The 16,634-nt window shown below is 63.5% G+C and carries 12 protein-coding genes and 4 pseudogenes; 12 read left to right on the forward strand and 4 right to left on the reverse strand.

The features are described 5' to 3' along the window. The first annotated feature begins 49 nt into the window (after positions 1-49). The 7 genes and pseudogenes from L0Z65_RS12970 (at position 50) to L0Z65_RS13000 (ending at position 6,256) form a co-directional block, all read left to right on the forward strand. The gene (locus L0Z65_RS12970; RefSeq protein ID WP_405108227.1) at positions 50-682 is read left to right on the forward strand and encodes a queuosine precursor transporter; all 633 of its coding nucleotides are present in this window, start codon (positions 50-52) and stop codon (positions 680-682) included. 365 nt (positions 683-1,047) lie between these two features. Continuing rightward, complete coding sequence (gene arfB / locus L0Z65_RS12975) at positions 1,048-1,467, forward strand: alternative ribosome rescue aminoacyl-tRNA hydrolase ArfB (protein WP_096870338.1); 420 nt, start codon at positions 1,048-1,050, stop codon at positions 1,465-1,467. A 66-nt stretch (positions 1,468-1,533) separates the two neighbouring features. After that, positions 1,534-2,296 (forward strand): annotated as a pseudogene (locus tag L0Z65_RS12980) (SDR family oxidoreductase). A 125-nt stretch (positions 2,297-2,421) separates the two neighbouring features. After that, entirely contained in the window at positions 2,422-3,459 is a 1,038-nt protein-coding gene (locus L0Z65_RS12985) for a P1 family peptidase (RefSeq protein ID WP_405108231.1), read from the forward strand. Positions 3,460-3,613: 154 nt separating this feature from the next. Continuing rightward, positions 3,614-4,081 (forward strand): annotated as a pseudogene (locus tag L0Z65_RS12990) (c-type cytochrome). A 258-nt stretch (positions 4,082-4,339) separates the two neighbouring features. Then, complete coding sequence (idi, locus tag L0Z65_RS12995) at positions 4,340-4,888, forward strand: isopentenyl-diphosphate Delta-isomerase (protein WP_096870334.1); 549 nt, start codon at positions 4,340-4,342, stop codon at positions 4,886-4,888. Between the two features lie 102 nt (positions 4,889-4,990). Then, positions 4,991-6,256: a flavin-dependent oxidoreductase gene (locus L0Z65_RS13000; RefSeq protein ID WP_405108234.1), complete on the forward strand. Its 1,266-nt coding sequence runs from the start codon at positions 4,991-4,993 to the stop codon at positions 6,254-6,256. An 83-nt stretch (positions 6,257-6,339) separates the two neighbouring features. Here the strand turns inward: L0Z65_RS13000 and glpK are convergent. From glpK to panB, 3 genes and pseudogenes are all read right to left on the reverse strand, one after another. After that, positions 6,340-7,825: pseudogene (gene glpK / locus L0Z65_RS13005) on the reverse strand (glycerol kinase GlpK). 67 nt (positions 7,826-7,892) lie between these two features. Continuing rightward, positions 7,893-8,750: a pantoate--beta-alanine ligase gene (panC, locus tag L0Z65_RS13010; RefSeq protein ID WP_405108237.1), complete on the reverse strand. Its 858-nt coding sequence runs from the start codon at positions 8,748-8,750 to the stop codon at positions 7,893-7,895. 7 nt (positions 8,751-8,757) lie between these two features. Beyond that, the gene (panB, locus tag L0Z65_RS13015; RefSeq protein ID WP_405108240.1) at positions 8,758-9,621 is read right to left on the reverse strand and encodes a 3-methyl-2-oxobutanoate hydroxymethyltransferase; all 864 of its coding nucleotides are present in this window, start codon (positions 9,619-9,621) and stop codon (positions 8,758-8,760) included. Positions 9,622-9,781: 160 nt separating this feature from the next. Between panB and L0Z65_RS13020 the strand changes: the two genes are divergently transcribed. After that, on the forward strand, positions 9,782-11,260 hold the full coding sequence (locus tag L0Z65_RS13020) for an ABC transporter substrate-binding protein (protein WP_405108243.1): 1,479 nt from the start codon (positions 9,782-9,784) through the stop codon (positions 11,258-11,260). A 70-nt stretch (positions 11,261-11,330) separates the two neighbouring features. Here L0Z65_RS13020 and L0Z65_RS13025 read toward each other — a convergent pair. Beyond that, positions 11,331-12,516 (reverse strand): annotated as a pseudogene (locus tag L0Z65_RS13025) (acetoin utilization protein AcuC). 196 nt (positions 12,517-12,712) lie between these two features. On the opposite strand from L0Z65_RS13025, the gene L0Z65_RS13030 reads away from it, so the two are divergent. The 4 genes from L0Z65_RS13030 to L0Z65_RS13045 all read left to right on the forward strand — a co-directional run bounded on the left by L0Z65_RS13030 (position 12,713) and on the right by L0Z65_RS13045 (position 16,569). Next, entirely contained in the window at positions 12,713-13,660 is a 948-nt protein-coding gene (locus L0Z65_RS13030) for an ABC transporter permease (protein ID WP_040171710.1), read from the forward strand. Between the two features lie 121 nt (positions 13,661-13,781). Beyond that, positions 13,782-14,597 (forward strand): ABC transporter permease, encoded by an 816-nt coding sequence (locus L0Z65_RS13035; RefSeq protein WP_405108247.1) that lies wholly within the window; start codon positions 13,782-13,784, stop codon positions 14,595-14,597. Continuing rightward, positions 14,594-16,201, forward strand: coding sequence for an ABC transporter ATP-binding protein (locus tag L0Z65_RS13040; RefSeq protein WP_405108250.1), 1,608 nt, complete (start codon positions 14,594-14,596; stop codon positions 16,199-16,201). The genes L0Z65_RS13035 and L0Z65_RS13040 overlap by 4 nt, the downstream gene beginning before the upstream one ends. Then, complete coding sequence (locus tag L0Z65_RS13045; RefSeq protein WP_405108253.1) at positions 16,198-16,569, forward strand: GNAT family N-acetyltransferase; 372 nt, start codon at positions 16,198-16,200, stop codon at positions 16,567-16,569. Before L0Z65_RS13040 ends, L0Z65_RS13045 begins: the two co-directional genes overlap by 4 nt. The last annotated feature ends 65 nt before the right edge of the window (positions 16,570-16,634 follow it).

Raw genomic sequence — 16,634 nt, forward strand, 5'->3', positions numbered from 1 at the left:
CATTGGCGAAACAAGTCTCCGCGACCTTGTCTAAAAAACGGACTGCAAAATGACACGCTCTTATCTTCCTGGCATTCTTGCCATGGCCGCCGTTGTTGTGGCCTCCAACATTCTGGTGCAATTCCTGTTCGGCCAATGGCTGACTTGGGGCGCCTTCACCTACCCCATCGCCTTTCTCGTCACTGACGTGACCAACCGCGTCTACGGCACCGGCCCCGCCCGCCGGGTGGTGCTGGCCGGTTTTGTCGTCGGCGTCATCTGCTCGCTGATCGGCACGCAGATCATGGGCGAATTCGGCCCGCTGGTGACCCTGCGCATCGCCATTGCCTCTGGTCTCGCGTTCCTCACCGCACAGCTGCTTGATGTCTCGATCTTTGCTGCCCTGCGCAATGGCGCCTGGTGGCGTGCGCCGCTCGCCTCCACCCTGATCGGGGCCTCCGTTGATACTGCGCTGTTCTTCAGCATCGCATTTTCCGGCGCGCTGGTCTGGCTGGAACCCGGCAATGACGTCAGCTGGGCCGGAGAAATGCTGCCGATTCTCGGCACTGGTCCTGTCGCCCCGCTCTGGGTCTCGCTCGCGGTGGCCGACTGGGGCGTAAAAGTGGCGCTGGCGCTGCTGGCTCTGGTGCCTTTCCGCCTGATCGTGGCCCGCCTGACCCGCGCCAAGGCGGCAGCCCACTGACCGCTCTGCTGACACCTGAACTGACACCATAAATAAGAACACTGCAGTTTTTATTTGGAGATCCGCCCGTTCCGTGCCACCATCAAAGGTAACGGAAACAAAGAGAAAAGGAGGTGATCCAGTGTCAAGAAAGGTATTGGAGCAAGGCGTAGCAACAACCGGAGCGGCGGGCCTCTGAGGCAGCCCTCTCTGGCAGCAGCCATCCGGCTGGGTCGCAGACCCTAACCTGCCTTTGCTCTTACAGACTTTCGGAAAGGGCCGCCTCGCAAGGGGCGGCCCTTTTTGCGTGGCGCAGAGCCCACAGTGACGGCACCACCCCGGCTTTCGCTTGGACCTCCCGGACCAGCGGCCTTATGCTCCCTCTCATGTTGCGTATCACCGACACCATCGCCCTGCAGGACTGGGAACTGACCGAAAGCTTCATGCGCGCCTCCGGCCCCGGCGGGCAGAACGTGAACAAGGTCTCCTCAGCTGTTGAACTGCGATTCGAGGCGGCGCGCTCTCCGGCGCTGACGCCTGCGGTGAAGTCCCGCCTGAAACGACTGGCCGGGCGCCGCTGGACGAAAGAGGGCGCCATCATCCTGCAATGCGACGAAACCCGCTCGCAGCAACGCAATCGCGATCTGGTCCGTGAGCGGCTGGCCGAGCTGATCCGTCAGGCTCTGGTCCCGCCAAAACGCCGCATCGCCACCAAGCCCACGCGCGGCTCTGTGCGTCGCCGCCTTGATGCCAAACGCCAGCGCAGTGATGTCAAAGCGACGCGCGGTAAGATCGACCTCGACTAACACAGGCAATTGCACTGCCCGCCGCGCTCGGCCAAGCTGCCGCAAAGTCAATCGGGGAGAGAGCATATGCGGCTGGCAGGAAAATGCGCCATTGTAACCGGCGGGGCCTCGGGCTTTGGCGCCGAGCATCACCACCAAATTCCTGGCAGAGGGCGCGCGGGTGATGATTGCGGATATCAACGGCGACGCCGCCGCAGCTGCTGCAACGGACGCTTGCGAAACCTATGGACCCGACCAGGCCATCGCCCAGACAGTCGATGTCTCTGACCGCGCCTCGGTCGATCAGATGGCGCAGGCCGCACTCAATCACTTTGGTCAGATCGATATTCTGGTGAACAACGCCGGTGTCAGTCATCTGCCCACCCCACTCGAAGATGTCAGCGAGGAGGACTTCGACCGGGTCGTTGCGGTGAATATGAAATCTGTCTACCTGACCGCCCGCGCCCTGGTGCCGCATATGAAATCCCGTCGGTCCGGTGCGATCCTCAATGTGGCGTCCACCGCCGGGGTATCGCCGCGCCCGAACCTCAACTGGTACAATGCCTCCAAGGGCTGGATGATTACAGCCACCCGCACCATGGCAGTGGAACTCGCCCCCGCAGGGGTGCGCGTCAATGCGATCAACCCGGTTGCGGGCGAAACCCCGCTGCTGAAAACCTTCATGGGGGAGGACACGCCAGAGGTGCGCGCGAAATTCCTCTCGACCATCCCCATCGGCCGCTTCTCCACGCCCGAGGATATGGGAAATGCCGCCTGCTACCTTTGCTCTGATGAGGCCAGTATGGTCACCGGCGTTGCCCTGGAAGTAGACGGCGGCCGCTGCATCTGACCACGGCCCTTGGCGGCAGGGCGGGCCCGTCTGTCATCTTTCCCCAAATACTCCCGCCGGAGGCCGCGCGCGCCAGCGCGCCCCTGCCACAGGCCCTCACAGAACCAACGACAAAGGACACGTCCATGCACCCCGGCCCTCTGAACCTGATCACCGATGTGCCCGGCCTCAAGGTCGGCAACGCCGAGGACCGGCAGTTGAAATCCGGCACGACGGTGCTGACTGCCGATCAGCCCTTCACCGCCGGGGTTCATGTCATGGGCGGTGCACCGGGAACACGCGAAACCGATCTGCTGGCGCCGGACAAATCCGTCGCCCAGATTGATGCGCTGGTACTATCGGGCGGATCCGCCTTCGGACTGGATGCCTGCTCCGGTGTGGTTGCGGGACTGCGCGCTGCCGGGCGCGGCTTTGCGGTTGGGCCTGCCCGCGTGCCTATTGTGCCGGGTGCCATCCTTTTTGATCTGCTGAATGGCGGCGACAAGGACTGGCCCGACAATCCTTATCCTGCCCTCGGCCGCGCCGCCTATGAGGCCGCAGACCACCAGTTTGCGCTTGGCACCGCCGGGGCGGGCACCGGCGCCCTCGCCGCGCGGGTGAAGGGTGGGCTTGGGTCGGCCTCCTTTGTGCTGCCGGATGGCACCACGGTGGGCGCCCTGGTGGCGGCCAATCCGCTTGGCTCCGTCACCACGCCGGGGGATCGCCATTTCTGGGCCGCCCCTTTTGAGATCGACGGCGAATTCGGCGGCGCGGGTGTGGATCCCGCCTCCGGCTTCACCACCCCCGCCCCCAGCCTGAAACTCGCCTCAATGCAGAAGCTGGCCGCCGACGCCGCGATCCCGGCAGAGGGCAGCAACACCACCATCGCCATCGTCGCCACCGATGCGCCGTTGACGAAATCGCAATGCCAGCGCCTTGCCATTGCTGCCCATGACGGGATCGGGCGGGCGATTGTTCCGGCCCATTCCCCCGGCGACGGCGATCTTGTGTTTGCCGTCAGCACCAGCGATCCGGGCGCGGCAATCACCGATGGCGAACACGGCGCTGATCTTGGCGAAATCGGCCACGCCGCCGCCCTCTGCCTCAGCCGCGCCATCGCCCGCGCCGCCGCCTTGGCCCGCCCAGAGCCCGGTGACCTGCTGCCCTGCTGGCAGGAGATTTGACCCCGCGGCCATCCCTCCCTTGACCTGACGCAGATCAGATACACTTCAACGCATTGAGCGTATAGCAGAGAGCGGACGCGGCAATACGCCCGTTTGACTCTGCGCCGCATCACGCGCGTATTGATCAAGCCAACTCAATATTGGAGCAAGCGAAATGAAACTTCTGACTGCTGTAGCGGCCCTGGGCCTGATTGCGGCCCCTGCCTTTGCCGAAGGCGATGCCGACAAGGGCGAAAAGGGCTTCAACAAATGCAAATCCTGCCACATGGTTGTCTCCGACAGCGGTGACGTGATCATCAAGGGCGGCAAGACCGGCCCGAACCTCTGGGGCGTCGTCGGCCGCACCGCTTGGCACCTATGAGGGCTACAAATACGGCAAGGACATGGTCGCCGCTGCAGCGAAGCAGGCCTGGCCTGGGACGAAGCCTCCTTCACCGCCTATACCGCCGACCCCAAAGCCTTCTTGCGCGACTACCTCGGCGACAAGAAAGCCAAGTCCAAAATGTCCTTCCGCCTGAAGAAAGGCGCCGAAGACATCTACGCGTTCCTTGCAATGCACGGTCCTGCTGATGCCGCCGACGCCGATGGCGAGGCCACCACGGAAGAGACCGCAACCAACTGATCCTTGGTCAGCAGACAAACTGGCAAAAGCCGCGCGCCCCCGGCCGCGGCTTTTCGCACAATTGATTTTCATATTTCTCTGCGATATTGACCGTCCCGCGCAGGCCTTTGGCCCCTGCATCCAGTAACCCGCCGATCCGGGCAGCCTCATTTGTGGGATTGATCTCCACCTGATGACCACCATATCTGCCCGATCCCGTGCGCCCGGCCCGATGGCTTGGCCGCCCGCCTCCTTGCTCAATCCTTGCGAGTTCCTGCAATGACCCACAAGATTCCCGCCTGGGTGAATGGCACCCTGACGCCGGTTGATAAGCTGGCCGCCCATGAACAGGGGCTGAAGCACAAAGCCGTCTCGGTCTTTGTGGTGAAGGGCGGCGAAATCCTGATGCAGCGCCGCGCGCTCGGCAAATATCACACCCCCGGGCTCTGGGCGAACACCTGCTGCACCCACCCGCAATGGGGGGAGGCCTCCTCGGCCTGTGCGGTCCGCCGCATGGAAGAAGAACTCGGCATCACCGGGCTTTATCCTGAGTTTCGCCACCATCTGGAATACCGCGCCGATGTCGGCAACGGGCTGATCGAACATGAGGTGGTGGATGTCTTTCTCGCCCATGCGCACCGTGCGCCGGATCTCTCGCCCAACCCCGAAGAAGTGATGGAGACCCGCTGGGTCGACTATCACGACCTTCTGGCCGAGGTGCAGCGCCACCCGGATCGCTTTACCCCCTGGCTCAAGATCTATCTCAACAGCTACTCCGACGTGATCTTTGGCCCCGACCTCAGCCTCGGCAGCAATGAGGACGGGTAGACGCGCAAATATCAGGCTCTAACCGCGGCATTTCCCCGTCTTGTTCCGTCGCGCGCATCATGGTTCTAATGCCGCAAAGCGCGCAGAAACGGGGAGTGCCAGATGACGGTGATGATTGCAGGCGCAGGGATCGCCGGGCTGACACTTGGCCTCACCCTGCACGAATTGGGCGTGCCCTTTCACATCTATGAGGCCACAGAAACGCTGAAGCCGATGGGCGTCGGCATCAATCTGCAACCCAATGCGGTGCGCGAACTCTTTGATCTGGGGCTTGAGGCCGAGCTCTCCGCCATTGGTGTGCGCACCCGGCGCCTGGGCTTTTACTCCAAGCTGGGCAAGACCATCTGGGAGGAGCCGCGCGGCGAGGCCGCAGGCTACAGCTGGCCGCAGTTTTCCGTCCATCGCGGCGCGTTGCAAATGATGCTTTACCACGCGCTGCTGGCGCGCGCAGGCAGCAGCGTCATCACAACAGGTGCGCGCGCCACCGGCTACGACACCTCGGATCAGGGCGCCTGCCTGCATCTGGAGAATGGCCGCTCGGCCCGTGGTGATCTGCTGATCGCCGCCGATGGGATCCATTCCGCCATCCGCGCTCAGATGTACCCGGATGAGGGCGCGCCGATCTGGAATGGCCGCATCCTCTGGCGCGCCACCACTTTTGCCCCCGCCTTTCACGGCGGCGCGGCCATGGCGATGATCGGTCATGACCAACTGCGCCTTGTCGCCTACCCCATCAGCGCGCCAGACAATACAGGCATCGCCACCATCAACTGGATCGCGGAAAAACAGTTTGACCCATCCGCGCACTGGAAACGCGAAAGCTGGAACCGGGCGGCGGATATCCGTGATTTCCTGCCTGATTTTGCCAATTGGCGGTTTGACTGGATTGATGTCCCCGCGCTGATCAACAGGGCAAAGATCGTCTACGAATACCCTATGGTGGATCGCAACCCGCTGCCCCACTGGCAGGATGGACCGGTCAGCCTGATGGGGGACGCCGCCCACCCAACCTACCCCGTGGGTTCCAACGGTGCCAGCCAAGCCATCGTCGATGCCCGTATCATCGGCGCGCAGATGCTGGCCCATGGCGTCACACCTCAGGCCCTGAGCACTTATGAGGCGGCGGTCCGCCCGGTGACAACAGCCGTCGCCTTGACCAATCGCGCAGGCGGCGGCCCCGACGGCGTGCTGCAACAGGTCGAAACCCTCTGCGGGGGTGATTTCAGCGATATAGGCGAGGTAATCCCTCAGGCGGAGCTGGCCGCCCATGCCGCAAAATACAAATCCATCGTCGGCTTCTCGATCGAGGAGCTGAACGCCCGCCCCCGCACCATACCCGCAGGCAGTCGCCTCACCTCAGGCGACTGACGCGCGTCTCAGCAACGAGAACGCCGCGCATCGCGCGGCGCAACCCCAACTGTGCAGGCTCAGTCCCCGACTGTGGCGGAGCCTCAGACCCCGATCACAGCCTCAACCGCGCGCTTCCAACGCGCATAGGCAGCGCTGCGACGATCCTCGTCCATCTCAGGGGTGAACTGCTGATCCAGCGCCCAGGTCGCGGCAAAGCCCGCCTGATCCGGGTAGACCCCCGCTCGCATTCCCGCCAGCCAGGCCGCACCCAGCGCGGTGGTTTCCTGCATCACCGGACGATCCACCGCCGCGCCCAACAGGTCCGCAAGGCTCTGCATGGTCCAGTTGCTGGCACTCATGCCGCCATCCACCCGCAGGGTCACAAGGCTCTCACCGTCCCAGTCTGCCCGCATTGCCTCCCATAGGTCACGGGTCTGATAGGCCACGCTTTGTAGTGCCGCGCGGGCAAATTCCGCCGGTCCTGAGTTGCGGGTCAAACCAAACATGCCGCCCCGGCAATCCGGTTTCCAATACGGCGCACCAAGGCCGGTAAAGGCTTGGCACCAGAATGACGTCCTGACCCGGATCGGCATTGCGCGCCAGGGCACCGCTTTCCTGCGCTGAGCCGATAACGCCAAGCCCATCGCGCAGCCATTGCACCGCCGCGCCCGCGATGAAGATCGAGCCCTCCAGCGCATAGGTCGGCGCGCCCTCCAGCTGATAGGCGATGGTGGTCAGCATCCGGTTTTGCGACACAACCGGCGTATCGCCGGTGTTCAGCAATGCAAAACATCCCGTGCCATAGGTCGATTTCATCATCCCCGGCTGGAAACAAGCCTGTCCGATGGTGGCCGCCTGCTGATCGCCAGCCACCCCCAGAATGGCAATCTCGCCGCCCAGAAACTCAGCCTTGGTGGTGCCGAAATCAGCGGCGCAGTCCTTCACCTCCGGCAGCATATCGCGCGGCACGCCGAGGAAGCCACAGATCTCGCTGCTCCAACGGCCCTTGCGAATGTCATACATCAGGGTCCGCGCAGCATTGGTGGCATCGGTCACATGCGACGCGCCACCCGTAAGGCGCCAGATCAGGAAACTGTCGACAGTGCCAAACAGCAGATCCCCGGCCTCAGCCCGTGCGCGCGCCTCCGGCACCGTGTCCAGAATCCATTTCAGCTTGGTACCAGAGAAATAGGGGTCCAGCAGCAGGCCGGTTTTCTGCCGCACGCTGTCTTCGTGCCCGGCGGCCCGCAGCTCTTCGCAGATGGCGCTGGTGCGCCGGTCCTGCCAGACAATCGCATTGTGGATCGGCTTGCCGGTATGACGATCCCAGACCACCGTGGTTTCGCGCTGGTTGGTAATGCCGATCCCGGCAATCTCCGCCGCCGTAACGCCCTGCTCTGCCATCACCTTGCGACAGACATCCAGCGTTGTGGACCACAGATCCTCCGGGTCATGCTCCACCCAGCCCGCCTGCGGAAAATGCTGGGCGAACTCCTGCTGGGCCGAGCCCTGCGCCTGCATCTTATCATCAAACAGGATCGCTCTGGTCGAGGTTGTGCCCTGATCTATCGCCAGAATATACGTCATCTTGCCCCTCCCCTGGGTCGTTTGGGGCAGAGATTAGACGCAAAAGTGCTATCGCTACCAGCCCCTACTAATCATTTAGTTGGTCAACCGCGATATTGTCGATCAACCTGATGCCATCCAGCCATGCCGCGACCAGCAGGCGGGCCGGACGATCAGGCCGCGACAGTGGCGCCAGCGTTTCAGCGCAGCGCAGGTCCAGATATTCCAGATCGCCAAACCCGGCCTTTGTCAGACGCGCCTTGGCCGCCGGAAGAACGTCGTCAAACACCGCCCCTGCCCGTAACTGATCGGCCAGATCCCGCAGCACCGGATAGAGCTGCCCAGCCTTGCCCAGCGCCTCAGGCGAGAGCCGCAAATTGCGCGACGACATGGCCAGGCCAGAGGCCTCGCGCACGGTGGCGCAGCCCTGCACGGTGATCGGAATGTCCAGATCCCGCGCCATACGGGTAACCACCATCAGCTGCTGATAGTCCTTCTCGCCAAAAAACGCTGCATCCGCACCGCTTTGCAGGAACAGCTTGGCCACCACCGTGGCCACCCCGTCGAAATGACCGGGGCGAAACTCGCCCTCCAGCACATCAGTCAGCCCCGCCACCGACACAGTGGTCGCGTAGCCCTCCGGGTAGATCTGATCGGGATCCGGCACATAGATCGCATCGACACCGAAGGGGGCCAGTTTCTCTGCATCCGCCAGTTCCGTACGGGGGTATTTCGCCAGATCCTCGGCGTTGTTGAACTGCTTGGGGTTCACAAAAATCGTGACGATGACCCGGTCGCAGGCCGCCTTGGCCGCAGCGACCAGCGACAGATGCCCCTCGTGCAGCGCGCCCATGGTGGGCACCAGACCAATACGGGCCCCTTCGCGGCGCCAGTCGGAATGCAACGCGCGCAGGTCGCTCAGGCGGCGCAGAATCGGGGCAGTCATGATGGGGTCAGTCCTTTTGCGGGGCCGTGGATGCGGCCGTCTTGGCGGCAGCCGGGGCCTGGTCTGCAAACACATGCTCGGGCGCGGGGAAGCTGCGCGCGCGCACCTCGGCTGCATACTCGGAAATCGCCGCCTCTGCCAAGGGGCCGAGATCGGCATAGCGTTTCACGAACTTCGGCTTGAAGGCGGTGAAAAATCCCAGCATGTCATCCACGACCAAGATCTGACCATCACAGCCCGCACTGGCCCCAATGCCAATGGTGGGAATGGCGACCTCCGCCGTGATCCGATCCGCCAGCCCCTGCGGCACCTTCTCCAGCACCACCGAAAACGCGCCAGCTTCCGCCACCGCATGGGCATCGGCCAGCACCGCCTCCGCCTGCGCATCGCGGCCCTGCACCTTGTAGCCGCCAAGCGTGTTGATCGACTGCGGCGTCAGGCCAATATGCGCCATCACCGGAATGCCACGTTTGACGAGGAAGCGGATGGTTTCTGCCATCTCCACGCCACCCTCCAGCTTCACCGCGCCGGCGCCCGTCTCCGCCATCAGCCGCGCGGCATTGCGAAACGCCTGCGCCGGGCCTTCCTCATAACTGGCGAACGGCATGTCGATCACCATCATCGCTTGGCTCAGCCCGCGCGCCACCGCCTGCCCGTGCAGGATCATCATCTCCATGGTGACCCCCAGCGTGGACTTCAGCCCATGCAGCACCATGCCGACGCTGTCGCCCACCAGCACAAAATCACAGTGACCATCCATCACCTGTGCCATCGGTGTGGTATAGGCGGTCAGGCTCACCAGCGGGGTGCCGCCTTTGCGGGCGCGAATATCCTCGGCATTGGGTGCCATTTTGCGGGCCGTTGCACTCATGATGCTGTCCTCTCCGTTCGCATTGCGCACCGCTAGCAATTTACGCTGCGCGCTTCTAGTGGGCGAAATGTCCCGTCAACCTTGATTACCTGACGGAAAATGCGGAACAGTTTTCCGAAAGGTCACAAAAGACCGCCACCACAGTAGGGAGACACCACCGATGACACGACTGCCATTCCTGTTTGCCGCCAGTTCCGCGCTGGCCATTCTGGCCGGGACCGCCTCCGCGCGCGACACCGTCACCGTCGCCCTGCAACTTGAACCGCCGCATCTTGATCCCACCAGCGCCGCCGCCGGTGCCATCGATCAGGTGCTTTACTCCAACGTCTTTGAGGGGCTGACCCGCTTCATGGGCGATGGCGCGGTAGTGCCCGGCCTTGCTGAGAGCTGGGAAATCTCCGAGGATGGCCTGACCTATACCTTCGCCCTGCACGACGGCGTGACCTTCCATGATGGCACCACAATGGACGCGGAGGATGTGAAATTCAGCCTCGACCGCGCCCGCGCCGAGGAGAGCACAAACGCCCAGAAAGCACTGTTTGCCGATATCGCCAGCGTCGATGTCGTCGATCCGCTGACGGTGCGGCTCACCCTGTCACAGCCCAACGGCAACCTCCTGTTCAACCTCGCATGGGGGGACGCCGTCATCGTCGCGCCAGAGAGCATCGACACGATCAAGACTGCCCCCGTCGGCACAGGTGCCTTCACCTTCACCAACTGGGTGCAGGGCGACCGCATCGACCTTGCCCGCAACCCGGATTACTGGGGGGAGGCCCCGGCGCTGAGTGCGGCGACCTTCAAATTCATCTCCGATCCGACCGCCGCCTTCGCCGCGATGATGGCTGAAGATGTCGATGCCTTCTCCGCCTTCCCCGCGCCAGAGAACCTGCCGCAGTTTGAGGCCGACCCGCGGTTTCAGGTGCTCATCGGCTCGACCGAGGGGGAGACGATCCTGTCGATCAACAACAAACAGGCACCCTTCGACAACGCCAAGGTCCGCGCCGCTGTGGCCCATGCGATTGACCGTCAGGCGATCATTGATGGCGCGATGTTTGGCTACGGCACGCCGATCGGCAGTCATTTCGCCCCCCACAACCCGGCCTATGTCGACCTGACAGGCACCAGCGCCCATGACCCGGAGAAAGCCCGCGCCCTACTGGCAGAGGCTGGTCTGGCCGATGGGTTCACCACCACGCTGCACCTGCCGCCGCCGTCATACGCCCGCCGGGGGGGGGAGATCATCGCCGCCCAGCTGGCTGAGGTCGGCATCACCGCCGAGATCATCAATGTGGAATGGGCGCAGTGGTTGGAAACCGTGTTCCGAGGCAAGAATTTTGGCCTCTCCATCGTTAGCCATACCGAACCGATGGATATCGGCATCTATGCCCGGCCCGATTACTACTTCCAGTATGACAACGCCGCCTTCCAGGATCTGATGGCAGATCTGACCGGCACCACAGATCCCGACGCCCGCACCAAGATGCTGCAACAGGCGCAGGAGATCATCGCGCAGGACTATGTGAACGGCTTCCTGTTCCAGCTCGCCGCACTCAGCGTGGCCAAGGCGGATTTGCAAGGGCTCTGGGCCAATGCCCCGACACAGGCCACTGACCTGACCGGAGTCAGCTGGGCAAAATAGGCAAAAATTCCCTGTATTAGAGCCGAAACAACAGCGCCCCGGACCGGGCGCTGTTGTCTCTTGCCGGTCTTTAGCCAAGCCCACGACGCCGACGCAGCTGCGCCACCGACGCGCGGATCTGATCGCGCACGGGACCGGGGCGCGGTGTATCCCGCAAGGTTGTGAACCAATGCTCTGGCGGGTTGCGCCCCAGACGATGCCCCTTGAACTCCAGCCCGCGCAGGACTTGCTCTGCTGCCGGTGGCAGACGATCGGGGATCTCATGCCCGTTCAGCGTCGCCCACACCCCGGTCCACAGCCGCCCGACCGACCAGGGGTTATATCCGCCGCCGCCCAGCACCAGATAACGCGGCGCAAGCGGTCGCAGCGCCGCTACAACCGACCAATGGGCCGTGTTGGACAGGTCCAGATGCGCCAGTGGATCCTCGGTAACCGCATCCGCCCCGCATTGCAGGACCACCGCATCCGGCGCGAAATCCGCCACCGCAGGCAGGATCAGCTCCTCACGGATATAGGCCATCTCACTGTCATTGAACCCACGCGGCACCGGCAGGTTCAGCGCACTGCCGCCCGCATCATCGGCCAGCTGTCCCGTCTTGGGCCAGAGGTTCTCCTCATGGGTTGAGATCATCAGCACATCCGGATCGCTCAGCAAAGCCATGCTCGACCCCATCCGCGTGATGGGCATCGATATCGACATAGGCTATCCGCTGCGCGCCGTGATGGCGCAGCGACAGCATCGCCAGCACCGGATCATTGAGATAACAAAACCCGTTGGCCCGATCCGGCATCCCGTGGTGGGTGCCCCCCGCCGGGTTGTAAATCACGCCCCCTGCCGCCAGCCGCTCCCCCGCGAGGATCGATCCACCCGCCGCCGTGGCGGGTCTGCGATAGATCTCCGGGAACACCGGGTTGGAAATCGTCCCGATATTGTGGCGCGCCTTCACCTCATCGCTCACTGCCTGCGCCCGCTCCGCCGCCTGAAGCGCGGCGATATACTCCGCGCTGTGCCAGCGTTCCAGCGCCGCCGGTTTCGCCCGCGGTGAGGTCTGATACTGCGCTGCAGGCAACCAGCCCAGCGCCCGCGTCAGATCCATCACCGTCGATACGCGCGGTACCCGAAGCGGATGCATCCGCCCATAGCTGGACCCGCGATAGATCTCAGAGCCGATAAAAACCGGCGCCTCCAGCGGGTCGGAGGGCGGGACCGCATCAGCGGTGGCACACAGAGCGGAAGCAACAGGAAATTGTGTCATGCGCCCAGAAATAGCGCGGAACTTTGCTGCGCCAAACCCCGCAGATCCAACGCCAGCAACAGCCGCGCGATAGCCGCACATCTTCGCCTTTTACGATCATGCTAGGGCGCTGTGAAATAAATGTTTTTGCCGTTTTCTCCAGCTCAGGGCCTACCCGCTCTGGACCCGCGCCCAGCGCCCCCCTAACCTGCCGCCAATGGGACGCTACCTCGCCAAACGCCTGCTGTCGCTGATCGTCAGCCTTGTGATTGCCTCTTGGGTGATCTTTTTCGTGATTGAGATCGCGCCGGGGGATCCTGCGTCCTTCATGCTGGGCATCAACGCGCAACCCGACACCATCGCTGCCCTGCGCAGTGAGTTGGGATTGGATGAGGGGAAATTCGCCCGCTATATCAGCTGGTTCACCGGCATGTTGCAGGGCGATTTCGGCACATCCTACACCTATCGCACGCCGGTCGCGCAGATGATCGCCGACCGGCTCTGGGTGTCGCTGCCGCTTGCGCTTTATGCGCTGACGCTGTCAACGCTGATTGCCCTGCCCGCTGGCATCTATGCCGCCGCCCGTCGGGGTAGGTCAGGCGATATCGCGGTGATGGGCGCAACCCAGCTGGGGGTCGCGGTGCCGAATTTCTGGTTTGCGATGATGCTGGTTCTGGTCTTTGCCATCAATCTGCGCTGGTTCAGCGCCGGGGGCTTTGTCGGCTGGGAGGCCGGGCCGTTTGCCGCGCTGCACTCCCTCACCCTGCCCGCCATCGCGCTTGCTCTGCCACAGGCGGCCATTCTGGCCCGCGTCATGCGCTCGGCTCTCCTCGATATTCTGGGCGAGGATTTTATCCGCACCGCCCGCGCCAAAGGGCTGAGCCAGCGGCAGGCGCTCTGGCGGCACGGGCTGCGCAATGCGCTGATCCCGGTGCTGACCATCATCGGGTTGCAGTTTTCCTTCCTCCTCGCTGGCGCGATCATCATTGAGCAGGTGTTCTACCTGCCCGGTCTGGGGCGGCTGGTGTTTCAGGCCATTTCCGCCCGTGATCTGATAGTGGTGGAAAGCGTCGTAATGCTCTTGGTTTTTGCCGTCATCATGGTGAATTTCCTGGTCGATCTGACCTATGCACTGGTCGATCCCAGACTGCGGGGGCGCGGATGACAAACCACATGGCTCACACATGCCCGGCACAGCCGGGCAGCGCCCGACCCTCCCCCCGGGAGGGCGCTTTGCACCCACCCAGGGTCGGACGCAAGCCACTCCGCGACACGCGAGGCCCCCGATGACCCGTAGTCTCATCCTTGGCGGAATCCTCTCCGCGCTGGTGCTGCTGGCCGCACTGCTGTCCTTCATCTGGACGCCTTACGACCACACCGCGATGAACATCCCCGCCAAGCTGCAGGCGCCAAACGCGGAACACTGGCTTGGCACCGACCACTTTGGCCGCGATATCCTGTCGATGATCATGGTCGGCGCGCGCACCTCGATTGCGGTGGCGCTGGTCGCGGTGGGGATCGGCATGGGGCTTGGCGTGCCCTTGGGCCTAGCCGCCGCGGCCAAACGTGGCTCCTGGCTGGACGAAGGCATCATGCGGGCCAATGATCTGGTCTTTGCCTTCCCGTCGCTGGTGATTGCCATCCTGATCACCGCGATCCTTGGCGCCGGTGCGATCAATGCAATCATCGCCATCGGTATTTTCAACATCCCGGTCTTTGCCCGCGTCACCCGTGGGGCGGCGCTGTCGCTTTGGCAGCGTGAGTTCATTCTGGCCGCCCGTGTCGCTGGCAAGAGGTCGGCGCGGATTTCAGCCGAACATATCCTGCCCAATGTCGCCAACCTGCTGATCGTGCAAGGCACCATCCAGTTCTCGCTCGGCATTCTGGCCGAAGCCGGCCTCAGCTATGTCGGCCTTGGCGCGCAGCCGCCGGTGCCCAGCTGGGGGCGGATGCTGGCAGATGCGCAGACCATGGTCAGCCTCGCGCCGCATATGGCGCTGGTGCCGGGCTGTGCGATCATCCTCACCGTTCTGGGGTTGAACCTGATGGGCGACGGGTTGCGTGACTGGCTGGATCCCAAATTGCAGGACGGCCGCGCATGACCCTCCTTGATGTCACCAATCTGTCGCTCTCCATCGGCGCCTTTCCGATTCTGCGGGAGGTCTCCCTGTCGGTGGACCCTGGCGAGATCCTGGCCATCACCGGCGAAAGCGGATCGGGCAAATCCCTGACCGCGCTCACCATTCTGCGCCTGCTGCCCACTTGCACGCGTCTGTCGGGGCATCTCAGCCTTGAGGGGCAGGATCTGTTGGCGCTGAGCGAAGAGCAGATGTGCGATCTGCGCGGGCGCAAAATCGGCATGGTGTTTCAGGAACCGATGAGCGCGCTCAATCCGGTGCAGAGCATTGGCGATCAGGTGATGGAAACCATCCTCCTGCACAGCAGCGCGACCAAAGCGGATGCCCAAGCCGAGGCGCGCAGCCTGCTGGACCGGGTCGGCCTGCCAGCGGAGCGCTTCCCGCTCAGCCGGTATCCGCATGAGCTGTCCGGTGGCCAACGCCAGCGGGTGGTGATCGCCATGGCCATCGCCATGCGCCCCGCCCTGCTCATCGCGGATGAGCCGACAACCGCGCTGGATGTGACCACGCAGGCGCAGATCCTTGATCTGCTGCGCGATCTGGTGCGGGACTATGGCATGGGGATGATCATCATCACCCATGATCTGGCAGTTGTCGCCGATATGGCCGATCGCATCGTGGTCATGCGCAAAGGCGAGGTGGTGGAAACTGGCACCACGGCGCAGCTGCTTGCCAATCGCCGCCATCCCTATACCCAGAAACTCTTTGCTGCATCAAACCATCAGGCCGACCTGCCCGCCGCCACGGCAGCGGATCCGCAGAGCGTCCCGCTGTTGGAGGTACGCAACGCGGTGCGCGACTATCCCCTGCCGCGCAGGGGCCTTTTTGCACCCGCCGAACAGATGCGCGCGGTGGATCAGGTCAGCTTCACTCTGCACCGAGGGGAGCGGCTGGGGCTGGTTGGGGAATCCGGTTGCGGCAAATCCACCCTGACCCGCGCCATTCTGGGGCTGGAGCCACTGCAAGGCGGCGAGATCCTGCTGGATGGCTCCCCCCTGTCGGGCAAGGGGCTGACGGCAGAGCAACGGCGCAAGATGCAGGTGGTGTTCCAAGATCCCTTTGGCAGCTTCAACCCCCGCCACCGGGTGGCACGGCTGATCACCGAACCCTTCCATGGCGTCCCTGACGCCCCCACCGGGCAGGAGCGGGACAATCGTGTAGCCGAAGCGCTAAGCGCGGTTGGCCTCACCCCCAATGATGCGGGGCGCTATATCCATCAGTTCTCCGGCGGCCAGCGCCAGCGCATTGCCATTGCCCGCGCGCTCATCACCCGGCCTGATCTGATCCTGTTTGATGAGGCGGTCTCGGCGCTGGATGTCTCCGTGCGCGCGCAGATCCTTGATCTGCTGGCCGACCTGTGCCGCACCTATGGGCTCAGCTATCTGTTCATCAGCCACGATCTGCATGTGGTGCGCAGCATGACCGACCGCTGTCTGGTCATGCAAAAAGGTCAGATTGTGGAACAGGGCAAGACAGAGGATCTGTTCGCCAAACCGCAACATTCCTACACGCAATCCCTGATCGCCGCGGCCCCGGTGCTGCCTGATCTGGAAACGGGGGCGGCATGAGCTTTCGACTGACCTTGATCCTGCCCCGCGAACGGGCGCGGCTTGCGGCGGCGCTGACCCGCTATTATTCCGAAATTGCCCCCGATCTGCGGATCGACCCAAGCGAACGTGCTGGCCAGATGCTGCACCGCAAGGATGTCACCGCGTTCTGGATCCGTCAGGAGGAGGATCGCATCGGCTTTGCCATCGTGCTGAACCTGCCCGATGACCGCCGTGAGCTGTCGGAGTTTGCGATTGATCCGGCCTATCGCAGGCAGGGGCACGGCCATGCGGCGGCCAGCCTGATTTTTGCCGAATTCCCCGGCTACTGGCGCATGGGCATCTCTGCCGGTCCCCCAATGCGGTGGCGTTCTGGGGCACCTGCCTGAGTGCGATCAAAGGGGTTGAACAACTGCGCGATGGCGCCCCGTTCACCGAACATCAGGTGAAGAGC

The sequence above is a fragment of the Phaeobacter sp. BS52 genome (assembly GCF_045040595.1).
Taxonomy (GTDB): Bacteria; Pseudomonadota; Alphaproteobacteria; order Rhodobacterales; family Rhodobacteraceae; genus Phaeobacter; species Phaeobacter piscinae.

Coding starts and splice junctions, on each gene's coding strand:
- L0Z65_RS12970 (WP_405108227.1), top strand. CDS start 50: ATGACACGCTCTTATCTTCCTGGCATTCTTGCCATGGCCGCCGTTGTT.
- arfB (WP_096870338.1), top strand. CDS start 1,048: ATGTTGCGTATCACCGACACCATCGCCCTGCAGGACTGGGAACTGACC.
- L0Z65_RS12985 (WP_405108231.1), top strand. CDS start 2,422: ATGCACCCCGGCCCTCTGAACCTGATCACCGATGTGCCCGGCCTCAAG.
- idi (WP_096870334.1), top strand. CDS start 4,340: ATGACCCACAAGATTCCCGCCTGGGTGAATGGCACCCTGACGCCGGTT.
- L0Z65_RS13000 (WP_405108234.1), top strand. CDS start 4,991: ATGACGGTGATGATTGCAGGCGCAGGGATCGCCGGGCTGACACTTGGC.
- panC (WP_405108237.1), bottom strand. CDS start 8,750: ATGACTGCCCCGATTCTGCGCCGCCTGAGCGACCTGCGCGCGTTGCAT.
- panB (WP_405108240.1), bottom strand. CDS start 9,621: ATGAGTGCAACGGCCCGCAAAATGGCACCCAATGCCGAGGATATTCGC.
- L0Z65_RS13020 (WP_405108243.1), top strand. CDS start 9,782: ATGACACGACTGCCATTCCTGTTTGCCGCCAGTTCCGCGCTGGCCATT.
- L0Z65_RS13030 (WP_040171710.1), top strand. CDS start 12,713: ATGGGACGCTACCTCGCCAAACGCCTGCTGTCGCTGATCGTCAGCCTT.
- L0Z65_RS13035 (WP_405108247.1), top strand. CDS start 13,782: ATGACCCGTAGTCTCATCCTTGGCGGAATCCTCTCCGCGCTGGTGCTG.
- L0Z65_RS13040 (WP_405108250.1), top strand. CDS start 14,594: ATGACCCTCCTTGATGTCACCAATCTGTCGCTCTCCATCGGCGCCTTT.
- L0Z65_RS13045 (WP_405108253.1), top strand. CDS start 16,198: ATGAGCTTTCGACTGACCTTGATCCTGCCCCGCGAACGGGCGCGGCTT.